The 12,476-nt window shown below is 73.7% G+C and carries 14 protein-coding genes; 6 read left to right on the top strand and 8 right to left on the bottom strand.

Translation table 11 applies throughout. From position 1 onward, the window contains the following. Positions 1–36 precede the first annotated feature (36 nt). On the top strand, positions 37–915 hold the full coding sequence (locus ACLQ29_RS24865) for a hypothetical protein (protein WP_425773880.1): 879 nt from the start codon (positions 37–39) through the stop codon (positions 913–915). Then, positions 912–1,838, top strand: a complete 927-nt coding sequence (locus ACLQ29_RS24860) for a nucleotidyltransferase family protein (protein WP_425773879.1) — start codon at positions 912–914, stop codon at positions 1,836–1,838. Before ACLQ29_RS24865 ends, ACLQ29_RS24860 begins: the two co-directional genes overlap by 4 nt. Before the next feature lie 68 nt (positions 1,839–1,906). On the opposite strand, the gene ACLQ29_RS24855 is transcribed toward ACLQ29_RS24860, so the two are convergent. From ACLQ29_RS24855 to ACLQ29_RS24825, 7 genes are all read right to left on the bottom strand, one after another. Next, positions 1,907–2,188, bottom strand: coding sequence for a PqqD family protein (locus ACLQ29_RS24855; protein WP_357249010.1), 282 nt, complete (start codon positions 2,186–2,188; stop codon positions 1,907–1,909). Beyond that, entirely contained in the window at positions 2,185–2,337 is a 153-nt protein-coding gene (locus ACLQ29_RS24850; RefSeq protein WP_425773878.1) for a hypothetical protein, read from the bottom strand. Before ACLQ29_RS24850 ends, ACLQ29_RS24855 begins: the two co-directional genes overlap by 4 nt. Positions 2,338–2,804: 467 nt before the next feature. Next, positions 2,805–3,950, bottom strand: coding sequence for an asparagine synthase-related protein (locus tag ACLQ29_RS24845; RefSeq protein WP_425773877.1), 1,146 nt, complete (start codon positions 3,948–3,950; stop codon positions 2,805–2,807). An 8-nt stretch (positions 3,951–3,958) separates the two neighbouring features. Then, entirely contained in the window at positions 3,959–4,819 is an 861-nt protein-coding gene (locus tag ACLQ29_RS24840; protein WP_425773876.1) for an ABC transporter permease, read from the bottom strand. Beyond that, positions 4,816–5,430, bottom strand: coding sequence for an ABC transporter ATP-binding protein (locus ACLQ29_RS24835; RefSeq protein WP_393370573.1), 615 nt, complete (start codon positions 5,428–5,430; stop codon positions 4,816–4,818). The genes ACLQ29_RS24840 and ACLQ29_RS24835 overlap by 4 nt, the downstream gene beginning before the upstream one ends. A gap of 34 nt (positions 5,431–5,464) precedes the next feature. Continuing rightward, positions 5,465–5,620 carry a lasso RiPP family leader peptide-containing protein gene (locus tag ACLQ29_RS24830; protein WP_393370570.1) on the bottom strand — a complete coding sequence of 52 codons (156 nt, stop codon included), beginning with the start codon at positions 5,618–5,620 and terminating at the stop codon, positions 5,465–5,467. Between the two features lie 118 nt (positions 5,621–5,738). Beyond that, positions 5,739–6,950 (bottom strand): SLC13 family permease, encoded by a 1,212-nt coding sequence (locus ACLQ29_RS24825; protein WP_425773875.1) that lies wholly within the window; start codon positions 6,948–6,950, stop codon positions 5,739–5,741. A gap of 181 nt (positions 6,951–7,131) precedes the next feature. Between ACLQ29_RS24825 and ACLQ29_RS24820 the strand changes: the two genes are divergently transcribed. Beyond that, complete coding sequence (locus ACLQ29_RS24820; RefSeq protein ID WP_425773874.1) at positions 7,132–8,130, top strand: linear amide C-N hydrolase; 999 nt, start codon at positions 7,132–7,134, stop codon at positions 8,128–8,130. A gap of 76 nt (positions 8,131–8,206) precedes the next feature. On the opposite strand, the gene ACLQ29_RS24815 is transcribed toward ACLQ29_RS24820, so the two are convergent. Next, positions 8,207–9,643, bottom strand: coding sequence for an LVIVD repeat-containing protein (locus ACLQ29_RS24815; protein WP_425773873.1), 1,437 nt, complete (start codon positions 9,641–9,643; stop codon positions 8,207–8,209). A gap of 138 nt (positions 9,644–9,781) precedes the next feature. On the opposite strand from ACLQ29_RS24815, the gene ACLQ29_RS24810 reads away from it, so the two are divergent. From ACLQ29_RS24810 to ACLQ29_RS24800, 3 genes are all read left to right on the top strand, one after another. Continuing rightward, the gene (locus tag ACLQ29_RS24810) at positions 9,782–10,486 is read left to right on the top strand and encodes a DUF305 domain-containing protein (protein ID WP_425773872.1); all 705 of its coding nucleotides are present in this window, start codon (positions 9,782–9,784) and stop codon (positions 10,484–10,486) included. Between the two features lie 68 nt (positions 10,487–10,554). After that, a complete protein-coding gene (locus ACLQ29_RS24805; protein ID WP_425773871.1) occupies positions 10,555–11,766 on the top strand; it encodes a sensor histidine kinase in 1,212 nt (403 codons plus the stop codon). Beyond that, positions 11,763–12,428, top strand: coding sequence for a response regulator (locus ACLQ29_RS24800; RefSeq protein WP_425773870.1), 666 nt, complete (start codon positions 11,763–11,765; stop codon positions 12,426–12,428). Before ACLQ29_RS24805 ends, ACLQ29_RS24800 begins: the two co-directional genes overlap by 4 nt. The last annotated feature ends 48 nt before the right edge of the window (positions 12,429–12,476 follow it).

Raw genomic sequence — 12,476 nt, 5'->3', positions numbered from 1 at the left:
GTCACGACGAGCGCCACCCGCACCGTGCCGTTGCCCATGATCGTTGAGCAGACGATGAGCGGGGAGATCATGCCGACACCCGGACGAGGCGTCTACGGGCTGCGGGTGCACGGGCTGGACGAGGTGTCCGAGCTGCCTCCGGCCGAGGGCGCGGCCCTCGGGTGGCCCGCCGTGCGGGTCGGCCAGGTGGACGTGCCGCCACCACCGCCGGTGCCGCTGGACGACCGGCGGGGCACCCGGATCCTCGCCGACGGGCGCACCCTCGCCGTGGACCGACTGCGCGGCACCGCCACCTTCTACGGGCCGCCGCTCGCCCCGGACGTGCTGGCCCACCCGTACCTCGCGCCGGTGGCGACCACCGTCAACAGGTGGGCCGGTCGGGAGACGTTCCACAGTGGCGCGTTCGTGCTCGCCGGCCGGGCCTGGGCGGTGCTCGGCCCGCGTACCGCGGGCAAGAGCAGCCTGCTCGCCGCCCTGGCCGCCCGGGGCGTGCCGATCCTGACCGACGACATCCTGGTCGTCGACGGCGCCGACGCCCTCGCCGGCCCGCGCTGTGTCGACCTGCGGCAGCCGGTGCCCGGGGCGAGCCTGCCCACCCGACCGGTCCGGTCCGGCGACCTGCTGCGGGTGGGGCTGCCGCCGATCGCGTCCCGCGTCCCGCTGGGCGGTTGGCTGTTCCTGCGCTGGGGCGCCGCGGTCACCCTGACCCGGCTGCCCGGCGCCGCCCTGCTGGCCCGGCTCGCCCGCCAGCGGTCGTTCGGGCAGTTGCCCTCCGACCCGGCCGCGCTGCTGTCGCTCGCCGCCCTGCCGGCGTGGGAGCTGACCCGGCCGCGCGACTGGGTCGCCCTCGCCGACACCCACCGGCTGCTCGCCGACACCGTCGTCGCCACCTCGGCCGTGGGAGCGACCCGGTGAGCGCCCGGCCGGAGGCGGTGCGCTGCCTGAGCCTCGACAGGGCCGCGGTCGGCGTCACCGCCGCACTTGCCGACCGGGGGGTGCAAGCCGTCCTGCTCAAGGGGGCCGGGCTGGCCCGCCGGCTGGGCCAGGAGGGGCACCGGGTCTACACCGACATCGACCTGCTGGTCACCCCCGCCTCCTTCGACCTCGCGCAGCGGGCGCTTGCCGACCTCGGCGGTACCAGCGCGCTCCCGGAGGGGCGGCCGGACCACCGGTCGCACTGGTACGAGCGCCCCTGGCGGATGCCCGGCCCGCTGGCGCTCACCGTCGACCTGCACCGCGGTTTTCACGGGGTCGCCGACGCGGAGGCGTTGTGGACCGGGCTGTGGGGCTCGGCGGAACGGATCAGGTTGGCCGGCGGCGTGGTCACCGTGCCGGATGAGGTGGGCGCCGCCCTGCTGGTCGCCCTGCACGCCGCCGCGCCGGGCCTCTCCGAGCGGCCGCGTGCCGACCTGCTGCGGGCGCTTGAGGTCTTTCCCGTCGGCACCTGGCGAGCGGCGGCCGACCTCGCCGCGCTGACCGGAGCGCTGCCGTCGTTCGCGCTCGGCCTACGCCTGACCGCGGCGGGCGCGACCCTGGCCGACACGCTGGCCCTGCCCAGGCAGGGCACGCCGGCGCTGTGGCTGCGGGCTCACCGCGCCTCGCCCGCTGCCCTGACGATCGCGCAGCTCGCCGAACTGCCCACCGTGGTCGACCGGCTGCGGCACCTCGGCCCGCGGCTGATCCCGACGCCCGCGTCGATGCGGCACGACAGCCCGCTGGCCCGACGTGGCCCGGTCGGGTTGCTGCTGGCGCACCTCGGCCGGCTGGCCCGCAACGCCGGACGACTCCCGGCCGCGCTGGGCGAGGTCCGCGCGGCCCGGCGCGGCGGTCGCGGCTGACCGCTGGCTGGTTCACACAGTCAACCCGCCCGGCGGCACCTGTCGTCCCGTCCGGCCGACGGGGTCGGTCAGGGCCGCTCGACCAGCAGCCCGTGCCCGCGCAGGTCCGCCAGGAACGCGGCCACGTCGGCTCGGGCCCGCTCCCGGTCCACCGGGGCGGTCTCCACGAGGGCCGTGACCAGCTCGGCACTTGTGGCGCCGGTCGCGAGTCTTCGCCACAGCAGCGCGCCGGTGGCATCCAGCCCGAAGTAGACCGAGTTGCGGGTGTCCAGCACGACCACCTCGTCACCGGCGACCCGCCAGGCCACCCGGTCCGGGTCGACCCGGTGCACGATCTCCTGCTCTGTCACGATGTGACCTCCACGTCGATGTCGGAACGCTCCGGCCGGCGGGCGGAGTCGGGCGGGTTGGCGGCCAGCCAGAGCTGTTGGACCAGGCTGGCGGTGCCACCGGGGATCGGCCAGTGCGACCAGAGCGCCCGGAGTGCCTCCGTGTCCACAACTCCTCGTCGACCCCGGAGCCGTCCCAGGAGCTGACGAACTCCCGGGTCGGCGTCCGGAAGAACACCTCGAGAAAGCGGGCCTTGCGGCGCGGTGCGGTGACCTCGGCCGGTAGGGCGCCCTGGACGATCTCCGACAGCAGCCGGTCCCGGCCGATGTTCCGGTGGCCGCCGTAGCGCAGCGTCAGCGCGGCCAGGAATCCCTCGTCGAGCAGCGGCTGGATCGCGGTCGCCCGGTGCTCGGCGGCCAGCTCGGTCAGCGCCGAGCAGGTCGTTCGCAGGTCCCGCCGCCGGGTGTGCCAGGCGACCCGCTGGCGCAGGCGGCGCGGTTCTTCGCCACAGCAGCGCGCCGGTGGCATCCAGCCCGAAGTAGACCGAGTTGCGGGTGTCCAGCACGACCACCTCGTCACCGGCGACCCGCCAGGCCACCCGGTCCGGGTCGACCCGGTGCACGATCTCCTGCTCTGTCACGGTGTGACCTCCACGTCGATGTCGGAACGCTCCGGCCGGCGGGCGGAGTCGGGCGGGTTGGCGGCCAGCCAGAGCTGTTGGACCAGGCTGGCGGTGCCGCCGGGGATCGGCCACTGCGACCAGAGCGCCCGGAGAGCCTCCGCGTCCACAAACTCCTCGTCGGCGCCCGAGCCGTCCCAGGATCGGACGAACTCCCGGGTCGGCGTCCGGAAGAACACCTCGAGGAAGCGGGCCTTGCGGCGCGGCGCGGTGACCTCCGCCGGCACGGCTCCCTGGACGATCTCCGCGAGCAGCCGGTCCCGGCCGACGTTCCGGTGGCCGCCGTAGCGCAGCGCCAGCGCCGCCAGGAAACCCTCGTCGAGCAGCGGCTGGATCGCGGTCGCCTCGTGCTCGACGGCCAGCGCGGCCAGGGCCGAGCAGGTCATCCGGAGGTCCCGCCGCCGGGTGTGCCAGGCGATCCGCTGCCGCAGGCGGCTCGGCTCGGCACGCTGCTCCGCGCGCTGCGCCCGATACGCCTGGCGGGCGACTGTCGGCCGCAGCCAGGCAAACATCTCCGCCGGCCCCTGCCGGGTACGCGCGGCGTGCCGCAGCCACCAGAGCCGGCCGCGCAGCGAGGACGCCTGTGGACGACGCCACCCGGCCAGGATCTGGTCGCCGCCGGCGCCGGTGAGCAGCGATCCGCCGGCCGCCAGCTCGGCGATGGGCAGGTGCAGGTGCAGGTTGACCGGGTGGACCACCCCGTGGCGGTGCAGCAACCGGCGAGCCACCGGCCCGACCAGGTCCAGGTCGTCGTCGGCCCGCAGGATCTGCCACGACCCGCCGACCCCCAGCGCCCCGATCACCAGTTGCTGCCAGTCCGACTCGTCGGCCCGGGGTGCCCCGGTGAACCGCCAGGTGACCGGGACCGGGTCGGGCAACCCCTCCCGGCGGGCCGCCCGGACGGCCACCGCCAGGATCAGCGACGAGTCCAGCCCACCGGAGAAGCTCACCACACACGGTGGGCGGGTCAGGCCGGCCAGCACCGCGGCGTCGAGCGCGCCCAACGGATCCGGCACGCCGGCCGGCACCTGCCGACGCGGCGGTGGCGGGCCGACACCGAGCAGCGTCCCGGTGGCGAGGTCGAACGGTGTCGGACGGAGCATGTCGTACCTCAATCGCGTTTCAGGGCGCCGCGGCCGGCGGCGACCCGCAGCGCCCCCGCGAAGGCCCAGCTCGACAGCGGCACCAGGAGTGCGGTGGCACCGAGCAGCGCCACGGCCGACCAGGCCCAGTCGCCGCCGGCCAGCGCGGCGCGCAGGCCGTCCAGGGCGATCCGGCTGGGCAGCACGGCGGTCAGCTCCGGCAGCGGCCCGGGGAGTTCGGAGACCGGGAAGTACGTGCCGGACACGAAGGTGAGCCCGACGACGAACAGTCGGGCGGCGGCGTCGCCGTGCCCGACGGCGACGGTGAACGCCGCGAGGGCGATGCCGATGCCCAGCACCGACGCGGTGCCGGCGATCAGCAGCACCGCGACTCCCCACCAGTCGGCCCGGTCGGTGCGCAGACCGAGCACGGAGCCGAGGATCGCCAGGTAGACGACTGAGCGCAGCAGGGCGAACAGGAACGGGTAGCCGGCGGTCCCGATGGCCAGCACGGTGACCGGCACGGGTTGGGCGGCGAGCACCTCAAGTGTCCCCCCGCGCTGTTCGCGGATCACCCGGCCGGTCAGCTGCGTGGTGGCGGCCTGCAGGACGAGCAGAAAGGTGATGCCGACCGCCACGAAGTCGAAGTAGCTGGGCGAGTGGGCGAGGTCGGTGCCCGAGGAGGGGGTGAGTACCCGGGAGATGAACAGGAAGACGACAAGGTTCACCACCCCGAAGGCAAGGTCCAGCAGCAGCGGCAGCCGGAACTGCCGGGGGTCGCCGAGGTCACGGCGGACCAGGGCGAGGATCATCGCGACACCACTGGCGCCGGCGGCTCGGCGATCGACGGGTCGACGGGTGGTCGCGGCCGGCGTGGTCGGCGTCGTCATCGGGTGGCCGTGAGGGTCAGGGCGGACTGGCACCGGTCGCGGTCGTCGGCGAGGTGCGAGGCGATCACGCAGGCCAGCTCGGGCCGCCGGTCGAGCGCCTGCCACAACAGCAGCCGCGACCGCTCGTCGAGGGAACGGCCCGGCTCGTCGAGCAGCAGGAGCGCGGGCTCGGCGACGAGAGCCCGCGCGATGCTGACCCGGGCGCGCATTCCGGCCGAGCACCGCTGCACGGGGACGGTGGCGTAGCCAGCCAGGTCCAGTTCGGCCTCGACGCGGGCGACGGCCGCGCGGACGGCTCGCCGGGGCAGCCGGAGCCGGGCGACGAGGGCCACGTTCTCCCGCGCCGACAGTTGCTCGTAGAGGCCCTGCTCCGGGGCGAGGCAGACAGCGGTCAGGCGTCGGGCGGGCAGTGAGCCGACCGGGTGGCCGCCGACGGTGGCCTGTCCGGCGCTGAGGGTCAGCGTGCCGGACAGGCACCGCAGCAGCGTGGTCTTGCCGGATCCGTTGTTGCCGCCCAGGAACACCCGGGCACCGACCGGGACGTCGAGGTCCAGGTCGGTGAAGATCACTCGACGACCGAACCGGCGCTGTGCCCGGCGGATCGTGAGCAACGGCGGTCCTCCCACGATGGCGGGCGGTGACGGGTCAGAGCGAACCGTCGCCGCCGCCACCCAGGCCGTCGTCCGGGCCGACGGTGCCGCCCTTGGTCAACTCGGCGAGAGTGCCCAGGCGCTGGATCGTCGGCGGGCGGTAGTCCGAAGGGGCCGTCTGGGCTGTGTCCAGCTCGTGGTGCGCTGTCATCGGTTCTCCTACTCGTATCGGTGTCGAACCAGCATAAACGGTCATCTCGCGCTTTCGGTCGATAACACGTCTCGGTGGTTTATCCGTCGCAATAGAGTGAGAACCATTCAATAGCGGATCAGTTCACCAGGAGCAGCGCGCCGACCGCCGCGACCGTGGCGGTCACCGCGAGCAGCGTGCTGGTCAGCACGAACCGCCGCATCGGCACCGCCACCCCGGCCGCCCGGCACCGCTCGAACCACAGCAGCGTGGCCAGCGACGCCCAGGGGACGGCCAGCGGGCCGACGTTGGTGCCGATCAGCAGCGCCAGCAGGCGGGTGTGATCGCCCGGCGGCAACACCGACTCACCGGCCAGGTAGGCGGGCAGGTTGTTGACCAGGTTGGCCAGCACCGCGCCCGTGCCGCCCGCGCGCAGCTCGCCGAGCGTGCCGCCGTGGGTACCGAGCAGGCTGCCGACCAGGTCGTCCAAACCGTGCTGACCGATGGTCTGCACCACCAGGAACAGGCCGACGACGAAGAGCAGCAGCCGCACCGGCACCAGCTTCGGGCGCAGCGTGGCGGGGGAGCGGACGACGAACCCGACGAGCACCAGCGCGAGCGCGACGGCGGAGGCGAGACCGATCTCCACCCCGGCGAGGATGCCGGCGACGAAGAGCAGACAGCCGGCGAGCGCGACGCGGTGCAGCACCGGATCCGGCGGCACATGCCGGGCCGGCGGTACGAAACGCCCGCCGGCCGGCCGGTCCCGCCGCCACCACGCGTACCAGAGCAGCGCCATGGTGACCGCCACGGCGGCGAGCTGCGGCAGCGCCATCCGCTCGGCGTAGGCCAGCGGCGTCAACCCGACCCGGTCGGCGGCCAGCAGGTTCGTCAGGTTCGACACCGGCAACAGCAGGCTCGCGGTGTTCGCCAGCCAGACCGTGGTGACCGCGAGCGGGGCGGCCGGGACGCGCAGGTTGCGGGCCAGCGCGAGCAGCACGGGGGTGAGCAGCACGGCTGTCGTGTCGAGGTTGAGCACGAGGGTGGTCAGCGTGGCGAGGCCGCCGCAGAGCAGGAACAGCGCCGCCCACCTGCCCCGGGAGGCGATGGCCAGTCGGCTGGCCAGCACGTCGAAGACGCCGGCCACGGCGGTCAGTTCGGCGAGCACGATCACCGTGCCGAGGAAGAGCAGCAGCGGCAGGATCCGGTGCAGGGTGGCGGTGGTCTCCGCCCGGGGCAGCAGCCCACTCAGCGCGCAGGCGGCGCCGAGGACGGCGAGGACGACCGCCACCAGATCCAGCGGGTGGGGCCGCCAGCGCGTGGTCGGTTCGGGCGGGGCTGCGGTCGTCACGTCTGACCACGTTCGCACAGCGTCCGGCCGGCGGCGTCGCCGCCCCCGCTGGGGTGACGAGCCGCACCGTTGGCGGCCCGTCGCCCTGCCCGTTGAAGCGGAGCAAAGGTGAACTCGGGGGCGGCCGGGGTGAAACAGCGCGGTGGACAACCGTCTACCGCTGCCATAGCGTCCAACGGGTATGCGGAGGACCCTGCCGGCCGTTGCGACGGCCCTGTTGCTCGCCCTGACGTCCTGTGCCACATCCGGGCCGGCGGGCCCGTCGCGCGTCGGGTCGCCGGCCGCCACCCCGGCCGCTTCCCGCCAGGACGCCGCCCAGGCCGAGCAGACTATGGCCAGCCTGCGCCGGGTCGACGACCTGCCGCTGTACGAGATGACGTACGTCGGGGCATACGACCCGACGGTGGGGACCGACGCGGCCCCGCCCAGTCCGTTCGGCTGCTCGCTGTTCGTCGCCGCCGGTGACCCGGCGCGGCCGTTGTTCGCCCGCAACTTCGACTGGGACGCCAACCCGGCGCTGGTGCTGCGGACCGACCCGCCGGACGGCTACGCGGCCGTGTCGCTCGTCGACATCTCCTACCTCGGGGTCGGCGCGGACCCGGCCGGTGACCGTCGGCTGCTCGACGCGCCGCTGCTGCCCTTCGACGGCATGAACGAGCGGGGCCTCGCCGTGGGGTTGGCGGCGGACGACGCGGCGACCGCCCGCCCGGTCGCGGGCAGACCCACTGTCGGTTCGGTGCGGATCCTGCGGTTGGTGCTGGACCGGGCCGCGACGGTCGACGAGGCCGTTGCCGTGTTCACCCGGCACAACCTCGACTTCGACGGAGGGCCGCCGCTGCACTACCTGCTGGCCGACGCGTCCGGCGCATCCGCCGTGGTCGAGTTCGTGGACGGGGAGATGCGGGTGGAGCGGGGCACGGGTGGCTGGCAGGCGCTCACGAACGTGCCGGTCGCAGGGGTGCCCGAGCAGCGCCGCCGGGAGGACCGCCGGTACGGGCAGATCGCCGCCGTGCTCACCGACGCGGGCGCGGTGGTGGACGCCGACGCGGCGCACCGCATCCTCGCCGCCGTTCGGCAGGGGCATACCCGTTGGTCGGTGACGTACGGCCTGCGCAGCGGTGAGGTTCGACTGATCACCGCGGGCGGTGGCGAGCGCCGTTACCAGTTGGCCGTGCCCTGACGCGCGTACCCCCTGGGAACGTGGACGGGCCCGGCCCTGCGGATTCGAGGGCCGGGCCCGGTGTCGTGCTTGGTGCCTACCAGCCCAGGTAGCTGGGCTGGGTCTGCACGTTGAGCTCGTTGTAGCGGGTCAGCTTGGCCGACCAGGTCCGCCAGTCGTTCAGCTCCAGGACGTCCAGGCCCTTGACCATGTCGTTGGAGTAGATGTGGCCGTTGTAGTAGTACGCGGACCAGGTGCCACCGCCGACGAACGTGTCCGCCGAGAGCGGGCCCCGCTCCCAGAAGGCGATCTCCTTCGGGTTGGCCGAGTCGGTGAAGTCCCAGACCGAGATGCCGCCCTGATACCACGCCTGGACCATGATGTCGCGGCCGAGCACCGGCACCAGCGAGCCGTTGTGCGCCACGCAGTTCTCGGTGTCGGCGTTGACCCGGGGGATCTTGTAGTAGCTGCGGAAGGTCATTGCCCGGGCGTCACCGCGGCCGGCGATGTCGTAGATGGCGTCCGCGCCCCGGTTGGGGCCGATGGCCTCGTTGCAGGTCGCCGCCCCGCCGCCACCCAGCTCGTCGGTGAAGACCACCTTGGTGCCGGAGTTGTTGAAGGTGGCCGAGTGCCAGAACGCGAAGTTGACGGTGTCCCGGACCCGGTTGATGACCCGGGGCGCCTCCCGGTTCTTGATGTCGAGCAGGATGCCGTCACCCATGCAGGCGCCGGCGGCCAGGTCCTTCGACGGGTAGGCGGTGATGTCGTGGCACCCGGTCGTCGCCGAGCCGGTCCCGCTGCCGGGGAAGCCGCCGTCCGGGAAGAGGTTCGGCGTCGCGACCACTGCCGCGTCGGTCGGCTTCTTCACCGGAACCTTGACGATGGAGATGGAGTCGTGCGGCGGCTGGCAGTCCGGGAACTCGGCTCGCGGGCTGTACGACGAGACGTACAGGTAGATGGCCTTGCGGTCCTTGCCCGGCACCAGGGTGTGGGTGTGCGAGCCGCAGGCCGTCTCGACGGACTTGATGTAACGCGGGTTGGCCTTGTCCCTGATGTCGAAGACCTTGATGCCCTCCCACGAGCCCTTCTCGGTCGGTGCCCCCGGGGTGCTGTTGCAGGAGTCGTCGCTGCGGGGCGAGTCGGTGGAGAGGAAGAGCAGGTCGCCGTGCACGGAGATGTCGTTCTGCGACCCCGGGCAGAGCACCCGGGCCGTGACCGTCGGGGCGCTGGGCCGCGAGATGTCGTAGATGACGAAGCCGTTGTAGTTGCCGGCGAACGCGTACCTGCCCTGGAAGGCGATGTCGCTGTTCGTCGCGTCCAGGGGGGCGACCTTCGGCACGTTGGCGATCTGCCGCAGGTTGGGGCTGCTGACGATCTCGTCGACGCCGGGGATCGCGGTGGCGGTGGGGGCCGACGGCGGCGCCACCTGGGCGTTGCTCGCCGGAGCGACGAGCGCGCTGGCGACGAGGACCCCGGTCGTGGCGAGCGCCACGACGCGCAGGTGTCGTGGCCGTGGCATGTGGAGTTTGATCATCGGCGAGGCCCTTCGCAAGGGGGAGATGATTGTCGACACCTTACCGTCCGACGAAGAACGTCGATGTGATGCGGGTCACATTGAAGTGCCTCCGTCAATGGATAGCATCGCGATGACCTCGACTCCAGGGAGTGGCCCATGACTGATCGGCGCGCAAGGACCCTGGCGGCCGTCACACTGGCGCTCCTGCTCGCGCTCGTGACAGTCGTCGTGAGCCGCGCCGGGAGCGACGCCCCGACCGGCGCCGCCCGGTCGGCCACCGCACCCGCCACCCCCACCTCGCCGACGGCCGCCCCGGTCCCCACCGACCTGACCGTCATCGCCCCCGGCCGCCCGGGAGAGGCCGCCGCCACCCGCCCGGCCCACGAGGTCCGCGACGCCGGCCCCGCGCCGCACAACTCGCTGGACGTCGTGTTCGTCCGGATGATGATCCCGCACCACGCGCAGGCCCTCGCGATGGCGGAACTCGCCACCGACCGCGCCGCCGACCCCGACATCCGCGCCCTCGCCGAGCGCATCCGGGCCAGCCAGGGACCGGAGATGGGCATGATGCGGGGCTGGCTGCAGACCCGCGGCCTACCGGCGGAGGTCGAGGGCCACGACCACGGCGCCATGCGCGGCATGCAGTCACCCGAGGCGATGCGGCAGCTCGCCGCCAGCCGTGGCCCCGACTTCGACAGGCTCTTCGTGCGGATGATGACCGCGCACCACCAGGGCGCCATCGAGATGGCCACCAACCTGCTCACGGTCGGTTCCGACCTCACGCTCAACGAGTTCGCCACCTCGGTCGCCACCGAACAGACCGTCGAGATCGACCGGATGCGCGAGGTCCTCGGCCACTGACCCGCGAGGACCGGGCGCGAATCGGTCCGGTCGAGGCGCGAGAACCCGTCGACCGGCACGTACGCTGGGTGACCGTGGAACGCACGATGTTCGGTCGCCCGCTGCGCGGCGTCGCCTTCGACGTGGCCGTATCCGTCGTGGTGGCCCTCATCGGAGTGGCCGGCGCGGCGAACCTGGCGGGCGGGTGGGCGGCCGCGCTCGTCTGTCTGGGGATGGCCGCGGCGCTGCTGTTCCGCCGCGCGCACCCGGGCGCGGTGACCGTGGTGATCACCGCGCTCGGCCTGGTGCAAGTGATCGCCAGGTGGGGGCCGCTGCCGTTCGACGTCGCCGTCCTGATCGCGCTCTACAGCGTGGTGAAGTACGGCGAGCGGCTGCGCGCCGCGGTGCTCGCCGGCGCGGCCGCCGCGGTGGGGGTGGTGCTCGCCGCCGTGCAGACCCCGGGCGTCATCACCTGGTGGGTGACCGCCCTGTGGTACGCGCTTGTCACCGGCGCGGTGTGGCTCGTCGCGCTGAACGTGCGGACCCGCCGGCTCTACGTGCTCAGCCTGGAGGAACGGGCCACCACCCTGGAACGTGAACGGGAGGCCGAGTCCCGGGCGGCGGTCGCCGAGGAGCGCACCCGGATCGCCCGGGAGCTGCACGACGTCGTCGCCCACAGCCTGGCGGTGATGATCGTCCAGGCCGACGGCGCCCGGTTCATGCTCGACCGGGACCCCGCGCAGGCCCGCACCGCCGTGAAGGTGGTCGCCGACACCGGCCGGTCGGCGCTGGAGGAGATGCGCCGGTTGGTGGGCGTCCTGCGCGACGCCGGCCCGTCCGGCGGCGACGGGCTCGTGGCGGCCGCCGACCCGGAGCACCGGCGTCTGGCGCTGGCCGAGCTGCCCGACCTGCTGGCCCGTTTCGGTGACGCCGGGCTGCGCATTCGCAGCACCGTCACCGGTGAGCAGCCGGCCCTGCCGCCGGGGTTGGAGCTGACCGTCTACCGGGTGGTGCAGGAGGCGCTGACGAACGCGCTCAAGCACGGCGGCGTCGGCGCCGGCGTCGAGGTCGACCTGACCCACACCGCCGAGGCCGTCGTGGTCCGGGTGCGCGACGACGGTCGGGGTCGCCCGCTGGTCAGCCCGACGCCGTCCGGCGGTCACGGTCTGCTCGGCATGCGGGAGCGGGTGACGGTGTACGACGGCAGCCTCACCGCCGGCCCGCGGCCGGCCGGGGGCTGGCAGGTCGAGGTTCGGCTACCGCTACCGTCGGGGCCGGCAACGGAGGTGATCGCGGCATGACGGTCCGGGTGGTGATCGTGGACGACCAGGCGCTGGTCCGCGCCGGGTTCCGGATGGTGCTGGACTCCCAGCCCGATCTCGAGGTGGTCGGGGAGGCGATCGACGGCGCGGACGCCCTGCGGGTGCTGGCCCGTACCGAGGCCGACGTGGTCGTGATGGACATCCGGATGCCGACAATGGACGGGGTGGAGGCGACCCGCCGGCTCTGCGCCGAACGGCCCGAGGGCCCGCCCCGGGTGCTGGTGCTGACCACCTTCGACACCGAGGCGGACGCGTTCGCGGCGCTCCAGGCCGGGGCGAGCGGGTTCCTGCTCAAGAACGTCCCGCCGGAGGAGCTGTTGGCCGCGATCCGGGTGGTGGCCCAGGGTGACTCGGTGGTGGCCCCGTCGATCACCCGGCGGTTGCTGGACCGGTTCGCCGGGCAGCTCGGCGCCGCCCCGAGCGCGGACCCGCGCCTCACGCGGCTCACCGACCGGGAACGGGAGGTGCTGCTGCTTGTCGCGCAGGGCCTGTCCAATGCGGAGATCGCCGCCCGGGTGCACGTGGCCGAGGCGACGGTGAAGACCCACGTCGGTCGGATCCTGGCCAAGCTCCAGTTGCGCGACCGGGTCCAGGCGGTGGTCCTGGCGTACGAGAGCGGGCTTGTGACACCTGGCGGATGACGCCGCGTACGACCTGGGTCGTAGCCGGCGAGGGGCGCACCGCGACCC

Source organism: Micromonospora sp. DT228, assembly GCF_049841595.1.
In the GTDB taxonomy this organism is placed as follows: domain Bacteria; phylum Actinomycetota; class Actinomycetes; order Mycobacteriales; family Micromonosporaceae; genus Micromonospora.
This window is presented reverse-complemented; position numbering and strand designations above follow the sequence as displayed.